Source organism: Xanthomonas campestris pv. campestris str. ATCC 33913 (genome assembly GCF_000007145.1).
Lineage (GTDB): Bacteria > Pseudomonadota > Gammaproteobacteria > Xanthomonadales > Xanthomonadaceae > Xanthomonas > Xanthomonas campestris.
The window spans coordinates 229,226-250,654 of sequence record NC_003902.1 but is presented as its reverse complement, the minus strand read 5'-3'; the positions used below and the strand labels follow the sequence as shown (position 1 = coordinate 250,654).

At 67.4% G+C, this 21,429-nt stretch carries 18 protein-coding genes; 2 read left to right on the top strand and 16 right to left on the bottom strand.

The window, feature by feature from the left end; genetic code table 11:
• Window positions 1-424: 424 nt before the first annotated feature.
• The 8 genes from XCC_RS01015 to glnA all read right to left on the bottom strand — a co-directional run bounded on the left by XCC_RS01015 (window position 425) and on the right by glnA (window position 9,121).
• A complete protein-coding gene (locus tag XCC_RS01015) occupies window positions 425-1,072 on the bottom strand; it encodes a superoxide dismutase family protein (RefSeq protein ID WP_019237109.1) in 648 nt (215 codons plus the stop codon).
• Window positions 1,073-1,120: 48 nt separating this feature from the next.
• Window positions 1,121-1,723: a superoxide dismutase family protein gene (locus tag XCC_RS01010; protein ID WP_019237110.1), complete on the bottom strand. Its 603-nt coding sequence runs from the start codon at window positions 1,721-1,723 to the stop codon at window positions 1,121-1,123.
• A gap of 28 nt (window positions 1,724-1,751) precedes the next feature.
• Window positions 1,752-2,132 (bottom strand): hypothetical protein, encoded by a 381-nt coding sequence (locus XCC_RS22725; protein ID WP_019237111.1) that lies wholly within the window; start codon window positions 2,130-2,132, stop codon window positions 1,752-1,754.
• Window positions 2,133-2,876: 744 nt separating this feature from the next.
• The gene (gene ntrC, locus XCC_RS01000; RefSeq protein ID WP_011035445.1) at window positions 2,877-4,307 is read right to left on the bottom strand and encodes a nitrogen regulation protein NR(I); all 1,431 of its coding nucleotides are present in this window, start codon (window positions 4,305-4,307) and stop codon (window positions 2,877-2,879) included.
• Window positions 4,300-5,355, bottom strand: coding sequence for a two-component system sensor histidine kinase NtrB (locus XCC_RS00995; RefSeq protein WP_014509462.1), 1,056 nt, complete (start codon window positions 5,353-5,355; stop codon window positions 4,300-4,302). Before XCC_RS00995 ends, ntrC begins: the two co-directional genes overlap by 8 nt.
• A 265-nt stretch (window positions 5,356-5,620) precedes the next feature.
• Window positions 5,621-7,063 (bottom strand): ammonium transporter, encoded by a 1,443-nt coding sequence (locus XCC_RS00990; RefSeq protein ID WP_043877690.1) that lies wholly within the window; start codon window positions 7,061-7,063, stop codon window positions 5,621-5,623.
• Window positions 7,064-7,085: 22 nt separating this feature from the next.
• Window positions 7,086-7,424, bottom strand: a complete 339-nt coding sequence (locus tag XCC_RS00985; RefSeq protein ID WP_002808480.1) for a P-II family nitrogen regulator — start codon at window positions 7,422-7,424, stop codon at window positions 7,086-7,088.
• A 287-nt stretch (window positions 7,425-7,711) separates the two neighbouring features.
• Entirely contained in the window at window positions 7,712-9,121 is a 1,410-nt protein-coding gene (gene glnA / locus XCC_RS00980; RefSeq protein WP_011035442.1) for a type I glutamate--ammonia ligase, read from the bottom strand.
• A 223-nt stretch (window positions 9,122-9,344) separates the two neighbouring features.
• On the opposite strand from glnA, the gene XCC_RS00975 reads away from it, so the two are divergent.
• Complete coding sequence (locus XCC_RS00975; protein WP_011035441.1) at window positions 9,345-10,136, top strand: undecaprenyl-diphosphate phosphatase; 792 nt, start codon at window positions 9,345-9,347, stop codon at window positions 10,134-10,136.
• A 90-nt stretch (window positions 10,137-10,226) separates the two neighbouring features.
• On the top strand, window positions 10,227-11,051 hold the full coding sequence (locus XCC_RS00970; RefSeq protein ID WP_011035440.1) for an META domain-containing protein: 825 nt from the start codon (window positions 10,227-10,229) through the stop codon (window positions 11,049-11,051).
• A gap of 900 nt (window positions 11,052-11,951) precedes the next feature.
• Here the strand turns inward: XCC_RS00970 and XCC_RS00965 are convergent.
• From XCC_RS00965 to XCC_RS00930, 8 genes are all read right to left on the bottom strand, one after another.
• Complete coding sequence (locus XCC_RS00965) at window positions 11,952-12,563, bottom strand: YbhB/YbcL family Raf kinase inhibitor-like protein (protein ID WP_011035439.1); 612 nt, start codon at window positions 12,561-12,563, stop codon at window positions 11,952-11,954.
• Between the two features lie 1,012 nt (window positions 12,564-13,575).
• Complete coding sequence (locus XCC_RS00960; protein WP_011035438.1) at window positions 13,576-15,648, bottom strand: tetratricopeptide repeat protein; 2,073 nt, start codon at window positions 15,646-15,648, stop codon at window positions 13,576-13,578.
• A 57-nt stretch (window positions 15,649-15,705) separates the two neighbouring features.
• Window positions 15,706-16,692 (bottom strand): YheT family hydrolase, encoded by a 987-nt coding sequence (locus XCC_RS00955; RefSeq protein WP_011035437.1) that lies wholly within the window; start codon window positions 16,690-16,692, stop codon window positions 15,706-15,708.
• Window positions 16,693-16,746: 54 nt separating this feature from the next.
• Complete coding sequence (locus XCC_RS00950; protein WP_011035436.1) at window positions 16,747-17,550, bottom strand: lysophospholipid acyltransferase family protein; 804 nt, start codon at window positions 17,548-17,550, stop codon at window positions 16,747-16,749.
• A gap of 116 nt (window positions 17,551-17,666) precedes the next feature.
• Window positions 17,667-18,095 (bottom strand): hotdog fold thioesterase, encoded by a 429-nt coding sequence (locus tag XCC_RS00945; RefSeq protein WP_011035435.1) that lies wholly within the window; start codon window positions 18,093-18,095, stop codon window positions 17,667-17,669.
• A gap of 298 nt (window positions 18,096-18,393) precedes the next feature.
• Window positions 18,394-20,376 (bottom strand): phospholipase D family protein, encoded by a 1,983-nt coding sequence (locus XCC_RS00940; protein WP_011035434.1) that lies wholly within the window; start codon window positions 20,374-20,376, stop codon window positions 18,394-18,396.
• Window positions 20,373-20,945, bottom strand: a complete 573-nt coding sequence (locus XCC_RS00935) for a YceI family protein (RefSeq protein WP_011035433.1) — start codon at window positions 20,943-20,945, stop codon at window positions 20,373-20,375. The genes XCC_RS00940 and XCC_RS00935 overlap by 4 nt, the downstream gene beginning before the upstream one ends.
• Window positions 20,946-20,948: 3 nt before the next feature.
• Complete coding sequence (locus XCC_RS00930) at window positions 20,949-21,425, bottom strand: SixA phosphatase family protein (protein ID WP_011035432.1); 477 nt, start codon at window positions 21,423-21,425, stop codon at window positions 20,949-20,951.
• Window positions 21,426-21,429 lie beyond the last annotated feature (4 nt).

Sequence of the window (21,429 nt, the reverse complement as noted above, 5' to 3'; positions counted from 1 at the left end):
TGTCGATGCGCAGGTTGCTGAGTGCATCGCCGCCGTGGGCTCGTGAGCCGCCAAGACACTGGTAGGAGCGCGCTTGCGCGCGATGAAGCGTTACCGGGAGGCTGCGCCTTCGGTGAAGCTTCATCGCGCGCTAGCGCGCTCCTACGGTGCTACGTGTTCTGCAGGCATCGCGTTACACCCATGGTGTGCGATAGCAAGCGGTCGCCCTGTTGATGCGCAGGTTGCTGAGTGCATCGCCGCCGTCGGCTCGTGAGCCGCCAAGACACTGGTAGGAGCGCGCTCGCCCCATGAGGCGTTATCGGTCAGGCGGCGTCCCCGGTAAAAGATATTNGAGNGNGAGNNNNGTTCCCTTCACGTGTGCGTGTTCTGTGGGCATCGCTGTGTGGTCACGCCGTGGCATCCACCGCGGCGTGACCATTGACCATTACTTGGTCGGTGCGGGCGCGTTGTCGGTGGTGATCACGCCGCAAGCCAGGCGGCCGCCGGCGTTGCCGGTGGGCTGGGTCTTGTAGTCGTCCGGGTCGGCGTGGACGATCACGGCGTGGCCGGCGATGTCGGACTGGTCGGCCTTGCCCAGGTTGACGTTGCTCGCCACCGGGCCGTCGATGCTGGCATTGCCCTGCGCATCGGCCTTGATGTTGGGCATGTCGCCACCGTGATGCGGGTCGGCGCCGACCATGCCGTGGTCGGTCTGGGCGGGGTTGAAGTGGCCGCCGGCGCTGCTGCCGTCCGGCGCACTGCAATCGCCCTTCTCGTGGATGTGGAAGCCGTGCTCACTGTTGGGCTTGAGCCCACTCAGTTGGCCGGTGACCCGCAGCGCGCCGTCCACGGTCTTGAAGGTGACTGTGCCCTTGACCTCATTGCCCTTGGTCGGCTTGAGCTCGGCGGTAGCGGTGGTGGTGGCCGCTGCTTCGGTGACCATCGAGGCGGCATGCTCGCCGCCGTGGGCGGCTTCGGCCGGGGTGCCGGCCTGCGGGGCGGGCGCTGGTTCGGCCGGGGCGGGCTCGTCGCGTTTGCAGGCCGTCAGGACCAGCGCGGTGGCCAGGAACAGGGTGGTGGGAAGAATACGCATGAATCACTCCTCAAAAGACGCCGCGGGGGCGGCATGGGTGCCCACGGCTCAGGGCTGCGAAGGCGGTGTCTGCCACTTGGTGGCACGGATGACGCCACAGGCCAGCCGCGCACCGGCGTTGCCGCTGGGCTGGCTGCGGTAGTCGTCGGCATCGGCATGCACGATCAGCGCCTTGCCGAGTACGTCGCTGGGCGCGGCATCGCCCAGGGTGATATCGCTCAGGATCATGTCCAGATGCGCCACGCCTTCCGCGTCGGCGCGCAGGTTGTCCATGTCGCCCAGATGGTGGCTACCGTTGCCGGCACGGCCGTGCGCTGCGCCGGTGGGATTGAAATGCCCACCGGCGCTGCTGGCATCGGCCGCGCTGCAATCACCACGCTCATGCACATGGAAGCCGGCGACCGCACCGGGCCGCAGACCACCGACGGTGCCGGTGAGGCGAATGCCGCGCAGCGCGGGCACCAACACCACCCGGCCACTCACCAGGCTGCCCGAGGCCGATGCCAGCGGCGCTTCGGCCTGCTGCACCGCGCGCACGGGGACTACCCGCGCAGGCACCGGCGGCGGCGTCGGGGGCGCAGGTGGCGTGCTGCTGCAGGCAGCCAGTGCCAAAGCGGTAAGGGCAACGACGGTGGACGACCGGTAACGCATCGAGCTGTTCTCCTGATCAGGCTGAAACCTATGCGGGCGCATGTTCACGTGTCATGAAATGCGCCGTGCGGCAGGCCGGCAGTGTACGGGTGACGGACGCGGATGGAGTCACCGATGACGGGGGCGCCGGTGTTGACTGACGAACGCGCGACGGGCAGTTCGTGATGCGGCATGCGCGCGGCATCGGTTCTGCAGGCAGCAGGGATTGGTGCAACCCGAAGCGCCGTGACCACGCAATCGACACACCCGGCGGCAGCGCCACATCGCGTGCCTGCGCCAGCGCATCGAAGCGCTGCAAGGCCTTGGCATAGAAGGCCGCCTCGCCGGCATCGGCGGGCAATGGGCCAGCGGGATAGGCCTCAAGCGCATCGCGCACCGCGCCGATCAGGTGCTGACGTACGCGCGTCATGCGAGAAACCGGTGCGGCACGGCGCTACAGGCAAGCGGCGTGCGCGGGTTGTGCGCAGGCAGCGGTTTCCAGCGTTTTGAGCAGTGCAGCTGCAGCGTGATCGACTGACAACCCACTCATCTGCAGATGAGCAATTCCACCGACTGCCTGTCGCCGCCGTGTCCAGCGCCCGTACGATCAGTGAGTTGGACTTCTCACGGCGCAATCAACGCGAGCGTCTGACTCGCGTTAGCCAGATACGACTATAGGCGCAGCGCGTCTAGCGACTGCTGCGGGCTCGCCGCAAACAGCTGCAACGCGCGGAAGTGACATGATGCTCACGTGGTTGCCGTCGCCGATGTCGCGCACGCGTACGATCAGCGGGCGGGACTTTCCACGGCGCATTCAACGCGAATGCCGCATGCGCACTAGCCCGATACGACTGCATGCCTCGCGCGTCTAGCGCCTGCTGGCGCACGCCGCAAGTCGCTGCAGCACGCGGGGCTGACATACTTCCTCCTCTGCGCAGATTGATGCAGCACCTGGCCTGCTTGGCCGTGGCGTTGTTGTGTGCGCGCCGTTGGTGAGCAGGACACTCAATGGCGCACAGCAGGCTCGCGTGAGCGATGAGAACCTCCTCTTCCAACCACGCAATCCGCTCGCCCTGCTGGCGGATGGACGTGTGGAGACACGTACGCAGGACACGAGGACTTGCGGGCATCACAGCGACAGCACGCCGCACCCCCACGCGGCGCGCGACGTACCTCAGCGCCGCTTGCGCCCCGGCCCCAGCTTGCGGGTCACGGTGTTGCGGCCCAGGCCCAGGCGAGCGGCGGCTTCGGCGCGGCGGCCCTGGGTGAGTTGCAGTGCGGCTTCGAGCAGGGTTTTGTCCAGGCGTTCGCGGGCTTCGGCGTGCAGGCCCTGCGCACCTTCGCTCAGGCGCTGCGCCGCCCAGCTGGAAAGCATCTCGTCCCACTGCCCATCGCTGCGTCCGGCGCGCACGCGGCGCCCACCGCGCGCGAGTGCGGCATCGACATCCACCACATCGATGGTGTCTGCGGTGGCCAGCGCGGCCAAGCGCCAGCACACGTTTTCCAGTTCGCGCACGTTGCCGGGCCAGTCGTACTGACGTAGCGCCTCCAACGCGGCAGACGACAAGCGCTTGGGTAGCATGTCGAGCTTGCGCCCGGCCATGGCCAGGAAGTTTTCCGCCAGCTGCGCGATGTCGCCGCGGCGTTCGCGCAGCGGTGGCAGCTGCAGCCGCACCACGTCCAGGCGGTGCAGCAGGTCGGCGCGGAAGCGGCCCTGTTCGACCAGGGCTTCCAAGTCCTGGTGGGTGGCGGCGATCACGCGCACATCCACGCGGATCAGCTCGCGCCCGCCGACACGGAAGAATTCGTTCTCGGCCAGCACGCGCAGCAATCGGGTCTGCAGCGGCAGCGGCATATCGCCGATTTCATCCAGAAACAGCGTGCCGCCGTCGGCCTGTTCGAAGCGGCCTATGTGCCGCTTGGTGGCGCCGGTGAAGGCGCCGGTTTCGTGGCCGAACAACTCGCTTTCCAGCAGCTCGGCCGGAATGGCGGCGGTGTTGAGCGCAACGAACGGTTTGCGTGAACGCGGCGATTCGTTGTGCAGCGCGCGCGCCACCAGCTCCTTGCCGGTGCCGGTCTCGCCATTGATCAGCACCGACAACGGCGCCTGCGCCAGCCGGCCGATTGCACGGAACAAGGCCTGCATCGCCGGGGTGTCGCCGATCAGTGCGGCCGAGCCTTCGGCCACGGGCGTGCCGAGCGTGTCTTCAACCGCCGCATCGGCGTCGGGCAGTGCACGCGCGGCCAGCGCTACCGCATCGTCCAGGTCGAACGGCTTGGACAGGAATTCGTGCGCGCCGCCACGGAAGGCACCGGCGGTGCTGGCGACGTCGGTGTAGGCCGACATCACGATGACCGGCAGCTGCGGGTGCTTGGACTTGAGCTTGTCGAGCAGGGTCAGGCCGTCTTCGCCGGGCATGCGCACGTCGGTGAACAGCAGGTCCGGTGTGGGCCGCATTGCCAGGGCCTGCAGCGCGGCGGCGGCGCTGTCGAAACCGTCCACCGCGTAGCCGGCATCGCGCAAGGCGGTGGACAACACGAAGCGGACCGAACGGTCGTCGTCGACCACCCAGATGCGGTGGGATACGGCGGCGGCCTCAGCCATGCAGATGCTCCTTGTCGTGATCGCCGGCCAGCTCGGGCAGCAGCAGGGTGAAAACGGTATGGCCCGGCCGCGAGCGATAGGTCAGCGTGCCGTGGTGTTCGCGCGAGACCTGCTGCGCCAGCGCCAGGCCCAGCCCGCTGCCTTCGGCGCGGCCGCTGACCAGCGGCAGGAACAGGTGCTCGGCCAGTTCTTCGGGCACACCGCCGCCGTCGTCGATGATTTCCAGCCGCAGCGACATGGCGTGCACGCGGTCGCGGATGCGCTGGCCATGCTCGACGCGGGTGCGCAGGGTCACCCGGGTGGCGCCGGCCTGGAAGGCGTTGCGCACCAGGTTCCACACCGCCTGGGTGAGCCGGTCCACGTCGCCGAGGATGTCGGGGATGCTGGGGTCGTAATCACGCTGCACCTGCACCGACCAGCCGCCTTCGGCCTCGGCCAGGCGAAGCACGCGTTCGAGCACCACATGGATGTTGAGGCGCTCGTGCGGGCGTAGGGGTGAGGGCGAGAGCAGGCGTTCGAGCAGGGTGTTGAGGCGCTCGATTTCGGTGCCGATCAACTCGATCAGCTCGCGCTCGTCCTCGTCGCGCCCGGCAGCGCGGCGCGCCAGCAACTGGGCGGCGCCCTTGAGCCCGGCCAGCGGGTTGCGCAGCTCGTGGGCCAAGCCCTTCAGCGCCGCGCTCAATGCGTTGGGCAACGCGTGGGTGGGGTCCAGCGCGGGGAATTCGTCGACCGGATGGGTTTCCAGCAGCCAGCCGCCGTCGTCCAGCCGCGACAGCCAACCTTCGGCAAAGCGCGGCGCGTCATTGGGCAGGCCCAGCGCCAGCCGGTGCAGCCGCAGGATGTCGCGCTCGTCGTTGAGCAGAAAGCGCGCCAGCGCGTCGCCCTGCACTTCCAACGCGGCCAGCGGCTGGTCCACCAACCGGCGCGCACTCACGCCGAGCCAGCGCGCGAACGCGGGATTGACCCCCAGCACGCGCCCGTCGCGGTCGGCCCAGGCCACCGGCGTACCAAGGCTGTCGAGGGAAGGCGTGGATGACGACATCAGCATTGCACCAATTTAGTGCAAGCACCGCCCGACCGGCGCAGCACAGCTGCCGACGGGGCAATACCCGGAGATGAGGGAACTGGGGCGAGGACGTGCAGCGGGCCAGCGCGCAACCACTCGGGGCTGAGGGGCGTGGGGCGGGTCATGCAGGCACCTCGGCAACGTGGCCCGGCGCTTGGTGCCGGGCCGGGGGACAGCAGACCCGGCGCGGGCACTCCCGGCCGGGTCGTCGTGCGGCCCGCGGCACGCTGGCCGCGGGCGGTCATGCTCAGGACTCGTAAGCAGCTTCGCCGTGCGAGGTGATGTCCAACCCCTCACGCTCGGCTTCTTCGGTGACGCGCAGGCCGAACACCAGCTTGGCGACCACAAAGCCCACCACCGACACCACGCCGATCCAGCCCACCGTGATGCCCACGCCCAGCGCCTGGATACCGACTTGATGCAGCATGTCGTAGTCGCCGCCCTTCTGGCCGCCGAGCGAGGCCGCCGAGAACACGCCGGTGAGGATCGCGCCGATGATGCCGCCCAGGCCATGCACGCCGAACACGTCCAGGCTGTCGTCGGCACCAAGCAGGCGCTTGAGGCCAGTGACGCCCCACACGCACAGCACGCCGGCCGCCAGGCCAATGATGATCGCGCCGAACGGGCCCACCGTGCCGCAGGCCGGGGTGATGCCGACCAGGCCGGCGACCATGCCCGAGGCCACGCCCAGGGCGGAGGACTTGCCCTTGATGATCTTCTCGGTGAGCGACCAGCCCAGGACCGCGGCTGCGGTGGCCAGCAAGGTGTTGAGGAAGGCCAGCGCCGCACCGGCATTGGCTTCCAGGTTGGAACCGGCGTTGAAGCCGAACCAGCCCACCCACAGCAGCGAAGCACCGACGAAGGTCAGGGTCACGTTGTGCGGCTTGATCGCCTCACGCCCGAGCCCGGCCCGCTTGCCCACGAAGTAGGCGCCCACCAGACCGGCGACACCGGCATTGATGTGCACCACCGTGCCACCGGCGAAATCCAGCGCACCCAAGCCGAACAGATAGCCGCCGGTGGCCCAGACCATGTGCGCCAGCGGCAGATAGCCGAAGGTGAACCAGATCACCGAGAACAGCAGCACCGCAGCGAACTTGGCGCGTTCGGCAAACGCACCGACGATCAGCGCACCGGTGATGCCGGCGAAGGTGGCCTGGAACGCCACGAACACGTATTCCGGCAGGCTGACGCCCTTGGTGAAGGTGGCCGACAACGTTTCGATGGTCACGCCCTTGAGCAAGGCCTTGTCCAGATTGCCGATCCACGGGCCTTCGCCGGAGAACGCCAGGCTGTAGCCGTAGAACACCCACAGCACCACCAGCAGCGAGAACACCACCGCCACCTGGATCAGCACCGACAACACGTTCTTGGCGCGCACCATGCCGCCGTAGAACAGCGCCAGGCCCGGCACCACCATCAGCAGCACCAGCAACGTGGAGGTCAGCATCCAGGCGACGTCACCCTTCTCCACCACTGGCGCCGCCTCGGCCGCCGCAACCGGCGCGGCGGCCGGCTGTGCGGTGGGGAGCGGTTCGGTGGTGACCGGCTCGGTCGGCAATGGGGTGACCTGCGCGCCGGACTGAGCCTGCGCGTTGCCCAAGCCGCCAACCACCAGCGCACTGAACAGCATCAGCATGCAGACGCTGTAGAACCGGGCTTTCCACCCGGCAACAAGACCTGTCTTCATAGGGACTCCGGGGTGGGTGGGGTCAGAGCGCATCGGCGCCGATCTCGCCGGTGCGGATACGCACGACTTGCTCGATCGCGGTCACGAAGATCTTGCCGTCGCCGATCTTGCCGGTGCCGGCGGCGTTCTGGATGGCCTCGACCACCGCATCCAGCCGGTCGTCGGTCACCACCGTCTCGATTTTGATCTTGGGCAGGAAATCCACGACGTACTCGGCGCCGCGGTACAACTCGGTATGGCCCTTCTGCCGGCCGAAGCCTTTGACCTCGGTAACGGTGATACCCGACACGCCAGCTGCGGACAGGGCCTCGCGGACCTCGTCGAGCTTGAACGGCCGGATGATGGCGGTGATCAATTTCATGCGCATACCCCGAATGGTGGAAAGAACCGGCCGGCATTGCGCCGACCGGCGGTGTCATTCACCTGGATGCCAACCCCGGCATCCCCGATTCCTGATGAATCGTCACACGGTGGCGCAGACCCCAGCGGATGCGATGCATCCGCCTCGTGGGAGAGGTCAGGCCCGCGCACCGCGTGCTGTGTACTCTCTCGTCCCCTAGCGGCCCACGGCACCTGCCATGGACCCTCGAACATGTGCGGCGATGGCGGAGGTGGGAGGGGGGGCCTCCGCCATCACCGCGGTGGAACTCAGTTGCCGTAGTACAGCTGGTACTCCAGCGGATGCGTTGCGGCGCGGAACTTGGTGACTTCCTGCATCTTCAATGCGATGTAGCCGTCGATGAAGTCGTCGCTCATCACGCCGCCGGCCTTGAGGAACTCGCGATCCTTGTCCAGCGCCTCCAGGGCCTGGTCCAGGCTGGAGCAGACCTGCGGGATCAGCTTCTCTTCTTCCGGCGGCAGGTCGTACAGATCCTTGTCGCTCGGTGCGCCCGGGTCGATCTGGTTCTTGATGCCGTCCAGGCCGGCCATCATCAGCGCGGTGAAGGTCAGGTAGCCGGACTGCAACGGATCGGGGAAGCGCATTTCGATGCGGCGCGCCTTCGGGTTGGTCACCCACGGAATGCGGCACGAGGCCGATCGGTTACGCGCCGAATAGGCCAGCATCACCGGAGCTTCGTAACCAGGAACCAAACGCTTGTAGCTGTTGGTACCGGAGTTGGCGAAGGCATTGATGGCGCGGGCGTGCTTGAAGATGCCGCCGATGTACCACAGCGCCATCTGCGACAGGCCGCCGTAGCCGTCGCCGGAGAACAGGTTCACGCCGCCCTTGGTCAGCGACTGGTGCACGTGCATGCCCGAGCCGTTGTCGCCGACGATCGGCTTCGGCATGAAGGTGGCGGTCTTGCCGTTGCGGTAGGCGACGTTCTTGATGATGTACTTCATCGTCAGCAGTTCGTCGGCTTTTTGCACCAGCGAGCTGAACTTGGTGCCGATCTCGCACTGGCCGGCGGTCGCCACCTCGTGGTGGTGCACCTCGGTCTCGATGCCGACCTGCTCCAGCGTCTTGATCATTTCCGCACGGAGGTCATGCAGGGTGTCGGTCGGCGGCACCGGGAAGTAGCCACCCTTCACGCCGGGACGGTAACCGCTGTTGCCGCCGTCGTACTTGGCGCCGGTGTTCCAGGCCGCCTCTTCCGAACCCACCTGGAAGAAGGTGTGGCCCATGTCATTGGCGAAGCGCACCGAATCGAAGATGAAGAATTCCGGCTCCGGGCCAAAGAACGCCTGATCGGCGGTGCCGGACGACTTCAGATAGGCCTCGGCACGCTTTGCAATGCCGCGCGGATCGCGCTCGTAGCTCTGCATGGTGGCCGGGTCGAGGATGTCGCAGGTCAGCACGATGGTCGGATCGGCGAAGAACGGATCCAGGTAAGCGGTGCCCGCGTCCGGGAGCAGGACCATGTCCGACTCGTTGATGCCCTTCCAACCCGCGATGGAGCTGCCGTCGAACATCTTGCCTTCTTCGAACAACGCCGGCTCGATGATGCTGGCCGGAAAGGTGATGTGCTGCTGCACGCCACGCATATCGACGAAGCGCAGGTCGACAAACTCGACCTTGTTGTCCTTGATCAGCTTTTCAACATTTTCCACGGACATCGGAAGAAACCTCGGCAGGAGTTAAGTGGCTCGTGGGCGGTACTACAGCAGGGACCATGCCAAGCTGCGCCGCTTCACAAGTTGTTGATTTTGCTGACCTCATTCGAGATCGCCCAACCAAGCTCAACACCACCTTGGTGCTAAGCGAATCCATCGTGCACCAAAATGGTGCATGCCGCAATGCACTATCCTTTCACCTCCCCCCGCACTCCTCTCCCGCCCGATGTCCGACCTCATTTCCGCCCTGTTGCTGGGCATTCTCGAAGGCCTCACCGAATTTCTGCCGATCTCCAGCACCGGCCACCTACTGATCGCCGAACAATGGCTCGGACGCCGCTCGGATTTCTTCAATATCGTCATCCAGGCCGGCGCGATCCTGGCGATCTGCCTGGCGCTGCGGCAAAAGCTGTGGACCCTGGCCACCGGCCTGGGCGAGCGCGCCAATCGCGACTACGTGCTCAAGATCGGCGTGGCCTTCCTGGTCACGGCGGTGGTCGGCCTGATCGTGCGCAAAGCCGGCTGGCAATTGCCGGAAACCATCCAGCCGGTGGCCTGGGCGCTGCTGATCGGCGGCGTGTGGATGCTGGTGGCCGAACACTTTGCCGGCAAGCTGCCCGAGCGCGACGTGGTCACCTGGAAGGTGGCGATCGCAGTTGGCCTGGCCCAGGTGGTGGCCGGCGTGTTTCCGGGCACCTCGCGCTCGGCCTCGGCGATTTTCCTGGCCATGCTGCTGGGCCTGAGCAAGCGCTCGGCGGCGGCGGATTTTGTGTTCATGGTCGGCATTCCCACCATGTTTGCTGCCAGCGGTTACGCGCTGCTGGAGATGTACAAGGAAGGCGGCTTTGGCAGCGAGAACTGGACCGATGTGTCGGTGGCGTTCATTGCGGCCACCCTCACCGGTTTCGTAGTGGTGAAGTGGCTGCTGGGCTACATCAAGAAGCACCGCTTCACGGTATTTGCGGTGTACCGCATCCTGCTCGGCGCCGCGCTGCTGCTGTGGTTGCCGGCCGCCTGAGCCGGCCGATGCCGGGGCAGTGACGGCCGTCATTGCCCCGGCAGCCCGCTGGCGGTATCACTGAGCGGGTCCGCCGCCCGGGAGCCATCGATGCGTGCCGTGTTGCTAGCGCCAGCCCTGCTGGCCATCGGTGCAACTGCCTGCGGGCGCGATGTGCCACCTGCCGCGCCGGCGGGTGGGCCAGCGCCAGCGACTCCTGCCGCAACCGCGATGCCCGAACGCTCTTCCCAGGACGCACCGCTGCGCGCCGCCCTACAGATCCATCACTGGCAGCTGCAACGCGCCCACGATGCGCACGGCACTGCCCTGCGCAGCCTGTTTGTCGATGGCATGCCACCGCTGCAGCTGGACTTCACCGCGCAACGCCTGCAGGTCAGCCAGACCTGCAATGCGCTCGGCGCGGCGTACACCGTGGAAGCCGCGCACCTGCAGATCGGCCGGGTGGTGTCGAGCAAACGGCTGTGCGCGCAATCGCGGCGGATGGCACAGGAACGCGCCGCAAGCGACTTGCTCTCGGGACGCTTTGCGGTTGCGTTGGACAGCGCAGCCCCCCTGCCGACCCTGCGCCTGACCCGCACCGACGGCACACGCCTGGAGTTCGCCGGCCAGCCCACCGCCGACACCCGCTTCGGTGGGCCCGGGCAAACCATGTGGCTGGAGGTAGCCGGCGACACCGCGCCCTGCACCACGGCGCCCACCCGCCAGTGCCTGCAGGTGCGCGAGCACTTGCAGGCGACGCAGGCGGTGCTGCAGGACAGCGCCGATGGCTGGCAACCGCTCGATCAGCCAATCGAGGGCTTCACCCACGAACCCGGCATTCGCACCTTGCTGCGCGTGACGCGCTATCCGGCCAGCGGCGACGAACGCGAAGCGCCGGTTTACGTGCTGGAGCAGCTGCTGGAAGCGCGCGGCTAAGCCGTGTGGCTAAGACGTAGGAGCGCGCTTGCGCGCGAGGGGCGTTCCCGGGGTTGCTGCCTATGCGCGCGATGTGGTCGGTGAGCTGCGCGGCAGATTCGCGTGTAGGCGTTCCCATGGATGCGCTGCCGAGATCACGCGCTGCGGCTGAGGGATCCACCAAGCGAATTGCTACATCATTCAGGGCCACGGACCGCTGAATTAACGGCCATTCGCAGCATCGGCTACTGGCCCGCCGATGCTGCTGGAGCCAACCAGCACGATGGCTGTTGCAGCGCGATTGCAGCGCGGCACCATTGCTGGGAATGCCCTCGCGCGCAAGCGCGCTCCTACGAGAGAGCTAGAGTCGTCCAAGCGACTTGCGTCTCGGCGCCGGAGCGACGCTGACCGCCGCTTCCGGCGGTCAAGCAGAAGTTGCTGCACGTAGTTGAGAGTGCTGTTCCGAGGCTCAGCGCAGCGCAGGATTCGGTGGGAGCGCGCTTGCGCGAGAGGGCATTCGCGATATTGCTGACTAAGATTGCGATATGGGTGGTGAGCTGCGCGGTGCTTCGCGTGGCAGGCTTTTCCAGGATGCTTTGCCACAATCACGCGCCGTGGCTCAGGGATCCGCCAAGCGAATTGCTACGTCATCCAGGGCCACGCACCGCTGACGTAATGGCCATTTGCAGCAGCATCGGCTACTGCCCGCCGATGCTGCTGGAGCCAACCAGCACGATGGCTGTTGCAGCGCGATTGCAGCGCGGCACCATTGCTGGGAATGCCCTCGCGCGCAAGCGCGCTCCTACGTAAGGCGACGGGCCGCCCGAGTGACGCGCGTCTCGGCGCAGGAGCGATGCTGACCACCGCTTGCGGCCGCCGAGCAGAAGTTGCTGCACGTGATTCAGAGCGCTGCCTCCGGGCTTAGCGCAGCGCAGGATTCAGCGTGTAGGTGCCGTGCAACGCCGCCTCGGCCAGTACGTGGCCCTGCATCGCTGACAGTACATCGGCGGCGGTGAACAGCGTCGGCAGTTCGAGTTGCGCCACGTCCAGCGCGAACACACGGAAGAAATAGCGGTGCATGCGCAGATCGTTGAACGGCGGATACGGGCCGTCGTAGCCCAGGTAGTTGCCGGCCATGTCGGGATTGCCGGCAAACCACTGGGTGTAGGAGTTCAGGCCCTGGCGCGCGCCGGCCGGGCCCGCCGGCTGCTGCTTGCCCTTGGCCACAAAGCCATCGCTGCAGCTGCCGGCCGCAATCTCACGCACGCTTGCGGGGATATCGGCCATGGCCCAATGCACGAAATCGGTGCGTGGCTGATCCACCGGGATCTGTACATCGTCGCGGCCCACCGTTTCCGGCACGGAGGGCACATCCGGGTCCAGGCACAGCAGCGCGAAGCCGCGCGTGCCTTCGGGCACCTCGCTCCAGGCCAGATGCGGGTTGCGGTTGGGCGCAAAGCCCTCCGGCGTGCCGGCGGCAAACTCGGTGGGGATCGGCTTGCCGTTGTCGATGCTGTGGCTGGTCAGACGCATACAGGGTCTCCGTGGAATCGGGGTCACCAGGGTGCCTGGCTCGGCGCGGCAGCGAAAGCCATCGCGGTGGAACCTTCTGTGGCGCAGCCGGGTGGGGTGTGACGGCCAGGGCCTGTTTGGCTCAGTGCGCGTGTGATCCGGTCACAGCACTTCGGAAGCGAGCGAGACGATCTTCATGCATTTCCCGGAACGCAGCTCGCGCGTAGGAGCGGCCTTGGCCGCGAGGGGCTTGATCGGTAACGCTGCATCGCGGCCAAGGCCGCTCCTACGAAAGCGGTAGTGCTTGCGGGACCGGTCGTGTATGGCTGTCAGGTCATGCCGAAAGCAGCTGCACAGCGCTCACCATGAGCACTGTGCGAAACCGGCTCCCGACGCGTCTCGCTTCCAACTCGCATCAATGGCGGCACGTCGAAGATGCTAGGCCGCTTGATGTGGACGCATGACCGATCGCCGCAGTGAGAGATTGCAAGCGACGCAACTCGTAGGAGCGGCCTTGGCCGCGAGGGGCTTTATCGGTAACGCCTCATCGCGGCCAAGGCCGCTCCTACGAAAGCGGTAGTGCTTGCGGGACTGGTCGTGTGCAGCTGTCAGGTCATGCCGGAAGCAGCTGCGAAGCGCTCACCATGAGCACTGTGCGAAGCGGGCTCCCGACGCGTCTCGCTTCCAGTGCGCATCAATGGCGACACGTCCAACGACGCCACGCCGTGTGATGTGGACCTATGTCCAATCGCCACGGCGAGAGATCGCAAGCGACGCAACTCGTAGGAGCGGCCTTGGCCGCGCGGGGCTTTATCGGTAACGCCCCATCGCGGCCAAGGCCGCTCCTACGAAAGCGGGGGTGCGTGCTTGGCGTGCCGTGTCATGCACCACTCTCCCAAGCACCGGCCGCATCCATCGCGGAGCGGCGGCAGGACGGCGGGCGGGCGGGCGGGCGGGCAGGCAAGCGGCAAGCGGCAAGCGGCAAGCGGCAAGCGGCAAGCGGAGCCAGTCTAGGCCCGGCCCGGCGCCGCGCTCAGTCCTGCGGGTACCCGAAGCGCACCGCGATCAGGGTGAGCAGATCGAATTGCGCGCCCAGCACGCCGCGGTAATCGCGCCAGCGGCCGGCGGCCAGCCGGGCCGGGCCGCGTGGTTCGATCAGCGGGAAGGTCAGGCCGAACGCCTGTTCCAGCGCGGTCGAAATGCCCTGCGGGTCGCTTTCGATGCCGTCCAGGCGAATGATGCGATGCGGGTACAGGTCGCGTTCGTGCAGCACCGCCACCTGTTCCAGCATGGTCAGCAGCCAGTCGGTAGCCTGCTGTGGCGACTGCAGCGCCAGCGGCGCGGGCGCGCCGGCCGAGAGCCAGTCCAGCAACATGTCGCGCGGGTCGCGCAGCGCGATTGCCAGGCGGCCCTCGGGCAGGTGCGGGCGCAGCGCGGTCAGCAAGGTGTTGTCCCACCACAGCAGCCAGTCGATGACGTTGCCGTCGTCGATGCCACGGCGCGGCAGCTGCGCCTTCCAGCCTTCCACCAGCGCCAGCGGCGCCAGTTCGCCATTGCCCAGCTGCTCGACGGTGCGGTAGCTCTGCAGCGCATCGGACGGTGGCGTGTTGCCGTAGCGGTCGCCACGCACCAGCGGGGTGGCGGCGTCCATGACCGCGATCAAGCGTTCGACATGCGAGCCGGGCGGCCCCCAGACAAACAGCGGGCGCGCGCTCACCGTGTCCGGAATGCTGCCCACCGGTGGCCACTGCATCGACGGCTTGGCGGCCTGCGGCGGCAACGGCAGGCGGTGCTGGGCCTGTTCGCGGTGGAACTGCATCCAGGTGGCCAGCGCGGCGTCGGGCTGGCCGGCGCGGTCCTGCACATTGCCCAGCCACGGCCGCAGCACGGTCTGCTGCGGGGCGGGCAACGATTCGATCAAGGATTCGACACAGGCGATCGCCGCCGGCGGGTCGCGCTGCAGCAGGGCTTCGACAATGCGCTGCTCGCCGCTGATGCGGCCCGGCTCCACCGCCACGATCTGCCGCGCCACCATTTCTGCCTCGTCGGCATGGCCTTGCATGTCGTGCACGCGCATCAGTGCCTCCAGCGCCGGCAGGTGCTCGGGCATGCCCAGCAGCCAGCGCTCGATCACCGCCTGCGCCTGCGGCCCACCCACCGGCTCCACCGCCAGGCGGGCCAGCCACAGGTCGTGCGCATTGCTGGAGGTGGCCAGCGCCGCGTCCAGGGTGTCGCGGGCATCGTCCACCGCGCCCAGCCGCTCCCAGGCACTCAGCAGCGCGTGCAGGGTGCGGCGATCGGCCGGCCAATGGGCCAGCGCCAGGCGCAGGTGCGCCACCGCCTGGTCCGGACGGCCGGCCTGCAATTCCATCTCACCGGCCAGCCGGCGCATCGCCGGGATGTCGCCACCGGGCTGGGCCAGTACGCCCTGCATTGCACTCAGCGCATCGTCCAGCCGGCCCTGGCGCTGTGCCAGCTGGGCGATGAAGGCACGCAATGCGGTGCCCGGCGGATTCAATTCGACCACCCGCTCGAACGCGCGCTCGGCAAAGGCAAAGTGTTCTTTTTGCAGATACGCAAAACCCAGCGCGAACATCACCCGTGCATCGTCGGGCAGCTGCTCGGCCGCACGGGTCAGCAGCGACAGCGCGCGATCGCTCTGGCCGCGGCGCATCTCCACCACGCCATCGACCGCCAGTAACTGCGGATGCTCCGGCGCCAGGCGTGCGGCGGTGCGGCTGAGCCGCTCGGCCTCGTCCAGGTCGCCACGCGCCACGGCCAGATGCGCCTGCATCACGTAGGCATTGAACTGGTTGGGGTCCAGCGTGGTGCTGCGCGACAGCGCGGCATCGGCACCAGGCACATCGCGCACGGCCAGCAACAGCCCGGCGCGCAACAGGTGCAGGTCGGCGTCTTCCGGGGTGAGTTCCAGCGCGGCCTCGATGCTGGCCAGGGCCAGCACCGGCTGCCCCTGCTGCTGCAACGACAGCCCCAGCCAGCGGTGCGCGGCCGACAGGTCCGGTGCACTGGTCACCCACTCGCGGGCCAGCGCCACGGCATCATCGGCTGCATTGCGGCGCAGGGCTTGGAGAATGGCGTCTTGCATGGCGGCGGGGTGTCCAGGACAAACCGCTATTGTAGCGATGCGCGCTGCGCTGCCGACCTAGGCGATGCCGCTCAAGCGTTCGGCCACCCAGCGCTCGGCAAAGCCGTCGCCGCGGGCATTTTCCAGGAAGCCGCAATGCCCGCCCCAGCGCGCGATTTCCAGGTGCGCGTGGGCCGGCAATTGCCAACCGGCGAAATCGGCGAACGGAATCACCGGGTCGTCTTCGGCCATCAGGATGTCGGCCGGCACCTGCAGCCCGGCCAGGCGGTCGCCGGCAATGGAATAACTGTCGAAATACGCTTCCAGCGAGCCGTGCCCGGTGTGTTGCACCGCCAGCCACGCCATCAGGCCGCGCATGTCCAGCGCCAGGGTGGCGTCGTCGTAGCCGTGTTGTTCGGGAAACAGCTTGCGCTTGCGTAGCAGCGATTCACGCCATTTGCGGCGGAAATACCAATCGTAGAACTGCGGGCCATCTTCCAGCGCCTGCATGGTCGCGGCCGGATCCAGCAGCGGGCACACCGCCGCCACCCGCACCAGCGGCAGGCCCGCCGCTGGCGCGCGCAGGCCCAGCCGCAGCGCGAAATTGCCGCCCAGCGAATAGCCGGCCGCCAGCAGCTGCTGCGATGGAAAGCGCCGCCACAGATCGGCGGCCGCGTTGACCACTTCGTCCACCCGGTCCGAATGGAACAGGTCCACGTTGAGGTGGTGGGTGCCGCCGTGGTCGCGGAAGTTCAGCCGGAACACCTGGTAGCCGAGCCCGAGCAGGCGCGCGGCGGTGAGCCGCATGTAGTTGGATTCGGCGCTGCCTTCCCAGCCATGCAGCAGCAACACGGTACCACGCACCGGCGCATCGCCCGGCGGCACGCTCATCCAGCCCTGCAAGCGCACGCCGTCGCCGCCATCGAGGATGTGCTCGCTGGTGCGCGCGCCGGCGGCGGCCAGCAACTGGCGGCTGCGGATGCGGCGCAATGCACTGCTGCCCAGCACCGATTGCACATGCGGATTACGCAGCCAGCGCGGCGGCTGGTAGTCGGAGGCGTTCATGCGCGCGTTGGCGCAGCTGGCGCGACGGCTGGCAGCGGCAGGCGCATGGCCGCCTCAGGACTCCATCGCGGCAAGGATGCGCTGGCGCGAGGTGTCGGCCAGACGGCGCCGCCCGTCGATATCCAGCGCGCCGATCGGCTCGAGAAAATGCACTTCCGCCAGCCGTGAGCGCTCGCCGAGCAGCCGCACGATATTGGCAAAGAAACTCTCGCGCTCGCCGAACGCCACAACGGCCTGTGCATTGCCGCGCTCGCCGTAGCGCAACGCCACCGGCTGCACCGGCACACCGGCTTCGACCGCCGCCTGAAAGATGCGTGCATGGAACGGGCCCACCTCGGTACCGCCGCGGGTGCGCCCTTCCGGGAACACACCCACCGGCTTGCCGCTGCGCAGGCGCAGCAGCATTTCCTGCAGCACCCCGCCCAGCGACTCGGTGTTGCCGCGCTGATGGAAGATGGTTTGCCCCTTGGTGGCCAGCCAGCCCACCAGCGGCCAGCCGGCGATTTCGCGCTTGGCCACAAAGCCCATCACCCGCTGGCTGTGCAGCATCGAGATGTCGACCCAGCTGACGTGATTGGCCACGAACAAGGTGGCGCCGGGCAACGGGGTGCCGAAACGGCGCAGGCGAAACCCGAAGATGCGCATCAGCGTGCCCTGCCACCAGCGGATCATGCGCTCGTCCAGGGTGTCGTCGCGGCCGGTACGGATGCGCGCCAGCGGCGGCGCCACGACACACAGCATGGTGATCGGCAGGCAGACCGTCAGGTGCACGAGCAGCAATGGCACCCGATACAGATAACGGAACCAACGCAGCGCGCCGCCGGCATCGCGCGTGGCGGGCAGGGATGACTCGCTCATTCGAGGAACAGGACCGGAACGGGGAAGGAAGGCGCCACTATTGTGACAGCAGCACGGCCGACGCGCAGTGCCGGGAGCGGGCGGCGCTGTTCCACCCATGCGCACGCCGGGCGCGCTCAGCCATTGGTGCGCGCCACCACCGCCAGGGTCAGGCGCGAGACGCACACGCGTTTGCCGGCCGGGTTATCGATGGTGATGTCCCAGACGTGGGTGCTGCGGCCCACATGCACCGGGCGCGCGGTGCCGATCACCACGTCCTGATAGGCCGCACGCAGGTGGTTGGCATTGATTTCCAGGCCCACGCACATCTGGGTGGTCATATCCACGCACAGGTTGCCGGCACTGCTGCCCAGGGTTTCGGCCAGCACCACCGAGGCGCCGCCGTGCAGCAGGCCATACGGCTGCTTGGTGCGCGTATCCACCGGCATGGTGGCGCGCAACCAGTCGTCGCCGGCTTCGGTGAACACGATGCCCAACTGCGCGATCAAGGTGTCGCGGCTGGAGGCGTTGAGGGCAGCGAGGTCGACGGGTTCACGAAAGCGCATGGGCATGGGATCGAGTTGGGGAATCGGGAATCGGGAATCGGGAATCGGGAATCGGGAATCGGGAATCGGGAATCGGGAATCGGGAATCGGGAATCGGGAATCGGGAATCGGGAATCGTAAGAGCATCCGGGAGCCCGCGCGATGATTCAACTGCCTGGTCGTTTGGGCCACACGGTGCGATGCGATTGCCTGCACGCCCATGTGCGCTGCGTTTTTTCAGCACATGCGGCGCTGCTGCGTGATGCACGCGCGGTACGCCTGCACGCGCAGCTCTACGCACTGCAGCGGGTAATGCCGATCAGAGGATCGGCACCAGCCCGGCGCCGAAGGCGGTCAGCATCCGCACCAGCAGCCACTTCGGGCCAACATTGACCTCGGGGAAATCGCCCACCGCCACGTAGCACTGGCGGAACTGCGGGTCCTGGCGCTTGAGCGGGAACGGGCAGCCCGGGCCCGGCTGGAATTCGTAGTTGGTGGCGTAGCGCCACGGCCAGAAATCCAGCACCGGCAACGCTTCGGACACCTTGCCCACGCTGTAGTTCAAGCCGCTGAGCACCGGCGGCTTTTCCCGCGGCGCCACCGTCCAGGCGTTGTCGGGGGCGATGTCGCGCTCGATGCTGGCGGCCAGCGCCTGTGCAAAGCGCGGATCGTCGATCACCACCGCCGCCTCGGTGTTGTAGTTCTCGCTGCGCGGATCGAAGTTGTGCGTGCCGATCACGCCGATGCGGCGGTCCACCACCAGCGATTTGGCGTGCAGCCCCATGCGCGCACCGGCGCGCGTCACCGGCAACGGCTTGTTGACCGCGCGGGTGCCCAGGAACGAGGGCCGGGTTTCGGTGCGCAGCACGCGGCGGTCGACATCGCTGCCGCCGGGCGTACGCCCGCCGCCACCACTACCACCGCTGCTACCACGCACCGCATTGCCGGCCGCGCTGCCGCCGATCAGGCGATTGCTGCGGTCGTTCTCGGCGGCCTCGCCCGCGGCGGCCGTCAGCGGGTCGGGCAGCAGGTTGGCGTAGTCCACCGGCGCATCCAGCGGGAACGGTTTGAACTCATACACGTTGAAGCCCAACTCGCGCATGTTGCGGCGTTTGAACTTGTACGACAGCGCATACACGATGGGGTTATCGGTGGCCGCCAGGCTGTTGGTGGACACCACGATGCGCGGCGGCTGCGCGCGCTTGCGCAAGGTGCGGAAGATTTCCTGCGCGGGATCGGACAACACCAGATACGGCGTCTGCAGCAGCACTTCCTGCTGCGCTCCGGCGATCAGGCTGTCCAGCTCCGGCGCGGTGGATACCGCCTTGGCGCCATGTTCCTTGCGGTGTTTCTGCGGCAGGTCGGCCACGTACAGCACACGCTGTACCGGCATTGCCGGGGCCACGAAGGCAGCCTGCACGAACTGCGGGTCATTGGCTTCGCGGTCCACCCGCGCCACCCGCTCGGGCCGGCGGAACTTGGCCGGCGGCATGGTCTGTGGGCCGTCGTCCAGCAACAACCGCCCGACATCGTTGAGCCGCTCGGCCGGGACACTGCGGCGCGCGTTCCAGAACGCATCGAAGTTGACCGCCATCGCGCGCACTTCCGGCCCGGCCAGAATCACATCGCGGTCGCGAAAGTTGTACTCGCTGTCCCAGTCGAAGTAGTCGTCCTGGTAGTTGCGCCCACCAACCACGCCGAGCACATCGTCCACCACCAGCAGCTTGTTGTGCATGCGCTGATTGAAGCGGCGGAAACAGCACACCACGCTGCCGGCGTAGTCGAAGTAGTTGAGCTTCACCTTGCCGAAGGTGGGGTTGTAGATGCGCAGCTGCAGGTTTTCGTGGCTGCTGGCCAGCGCGCCCAGGATCTGCAGATCGGCGATCGCCGAGAGCTGATCGATCAGGATCCGCACCTTGACCCCACGTTGCGCGGCGGCGGTCAGCGCGTCCAGCACCATGCGGGCGCTGTCGTCCTTGTCGAAGATGTAGGTCTGCAGGTCGATGCTGCGGGTGGCGCTGCGGATCAGGTTCAACCGCGCAACCAGCGATTCCTCGCCGTGGTCCACGATGGTGGCGTAGTGGCGTGGCGCTGCAGCGGTGGAGGCGGCGATGGCGTCGCCGCCCAGCGCACGCAGCGGCGAGGGCTGGGCGCAGCGATCGGCCTGGGTGCAGGTCACCACGGTGCTGCGCGCGGCCACGGCAATGCCGGCGGCGCGGTGACGTTCGGTTTGCGACAGGCCGGCGCATCCGGTGCCGAGCAACAAGGTTGCCAGCACAAGAATCCTCAACAAGGACGTCACGGGCGCCGGACCTCCTGCAGCCGCCCACGGAGAATGAACGTCACCCTGTCGCCCAGGGCCATCTGCCACGCATTCATTCCGTAACGTCCACGCAGGACCGTACCTCGACTGATCACATCGCAATCATAGCCCGGCCGCGCGCATTCAGCCGGCACCACATGCAGGGTCTCCACATGGGTGATTCCGCGGATGGTCAGGTTGCCGGTAATCTCGCCGCCTTGCTTCACCACCTCGGCGGAGTACGGAAACGACTCGAATTCCACCACCGGATACTGCGCCACGTTGAAGAAATCCTCGCCGCGCATCCACGCGGTGTAGCGGTCCTTGCCCGGGATTTCCACCTGTGCGGCATCCAGACGGAAGCGCACCTGCTGGTGCCCGTCCGCCGATTCGGTCAGCTCACCCCGGAACCGCGGGAACAGCCCCTCGATCTTCATCCCGAAGCGGGTTCTGATCTCGAACCCGAAGCGCGACTGCACCGGGTCGATGGCATGCACCTTCTGCTGGGCCACGCAGGGCAACGCGACCCACAGCGCGAGCCAGGCTACCCAGCGCAGCGACAGTGGCACGGATCAAGGCCACCAGAAGGCGGTCAGCCGGGCGATGCCGGGTTCGATGGCCGCATCCAGCGGCAACGCCAGCAGGGCGATCGAGGCGGTGGGCATGCCGCGGTAGTCGCCGGTCTGGCCACTGTGCATCAGCGCGGCCAGGCGTTCCAGGCCCGGGTTGTGGCCCACCAGCAGTAGCCGTTCGGCCTCGCGGTGCTCGTCCAGCACGCTGGCCAGGGTGCCCGGGGTGGCCTCGTAGATGCGCTCGTCCAGGCGTTGTTCGATGTAGCCGGTGAGCTCGAGCACCGCCTCCAGGGTTTCGCGGGAACGCCGGGCCGGCGAGCAGAGCACGCGGTCGGGTACCAGGTGTTGTTCGCGCAGCCAGCGGCCGGCGGCTTCGGCCTCGGCAATGCCGTGCGGCGACAAGGGGCGGTCGAAATCGGCCTGGCCGGTGTCGGCCGGTTCGGCGTGGGCGTGTCGGAGCAAGATCAGTTCGCGCATAAGG

Excerpts from the sequence above, each read along its gene's own strand:
- XCC_RS01015 (WP_019237109.1), bottom strand. The coding sequence starts at position 1,072 with ATGCGTATTCTTCCCACCACCCTGTTCCTGGCCACCGCGCTGGTCCTG.
- XCC_RS01010 (WP_019237110.1), bottom strand. The coding sequence starts at position 1,723 with ATGCGTTACCGGTCGTCCACCGTCGTTGCCCTTACCGCTTTGGCACTG.
- XCC_RS22725 (WP_019237111.1), bottom strand. The coding sequence starts at position 2,132 with ATGACGCGCGTACGTCAGCACCTGATCGGCGCGGTGCGCGATGCGCTT.
- ntrC (WP_011035445.1), bottom strand. The coding sequence starts at position 4,307 with ATGGCTGAGGCCGCCGCCGTATCCCACCGCATCTGGGTGGTCGACGAC.
- XCC_RS00995 (WP_014509462.1), bottom strand. The coding sequence starts at position 5,355 with ATGCTGATGTCGTCATCCACGCCTTCCCTCGACAGCCTTGGTACGCCG.
- XCC_RS00990 (WP_043877690.1), bottom strand. The coding sequence starts at position 7,063 with ATGAAGACAGGTCTTGTTGCCGGGTGGAAAGCCCGGTTCTACAGCGTC.
- XCC_RS00985 (WP_002808480.1), bottom strand. The coding sequence starts at position 7,424 with ATGAAATTGATCACCGCCATCATCCGGCCGTTCAAGCTCGACGAGGTC.
- glnA (WP_011035442.1), bottom strand. The coding sequence starts at position 9,121 with ATGTCCGTGGAAAATGTTGAAAAGCTGATCAAGGACAACAAGGTCGAG.
- XCC_RS00975 (WP_011035441.1), top strand. The coding sequence starts at position 9,345 with ATGTCCGACCTCATTTCCGCCCTGTTGCTGGGCATTCTCGAAGGCCTC.
- XCC_RS00970 (WP_011035440.1), top strand. The coding sequence starts at position 10,227 with ATGCGTGCCGTGTTGCTAGCGCCAGCCCTGCTGGCCATCGGTGCAACT.
- XCC_RS00965 (WP_011035439.1), bottom strand. The coding sequence starts at position 12,563 with ATGCGTCTGACCAGCCACAGCATCGACAACGGCAAGCCGATCCCCACC.
- XCC_RS00960 (WP_011035438.1), bottom strand. The coding sequence starts at position 15,648 with ATGCAAGACGCCATTCTCCAAGCCCTGCGCCGCAATGCAGCCGATGAT.
- XCC_RS00955 (WP_011035437.1), bottom strand. The coding sequence starts at position 16,692 with ATGAACGCCTCCGACTACCAGCCGCCGCGCTGGCTGCGTAATCCGCAT.
- XCC_RS00950 (WP_011035436.1), bottom strand. The coding sequence starts at position 17,550 with ATGAGCGAGTCATCCCTGCCCGCCACGCGCGATGCCGGCGGCGCGCTG.
- XCC_RS00945 (WP_011035435.1), bottom strand. The coding sequence starts at position 18,095 with ATGCGCTTTCGTGAACCCGTCGACCTCGCTGCCCTCAACGCCTCCAGC.
- XCC_RS00930 (WP_011035432.1), bottom strand. The coding sequence starts at position 21,425 with ATGCGCGAACTGATCTTGCTCCGACACGCCCACGCCGAACCGGCCGAC.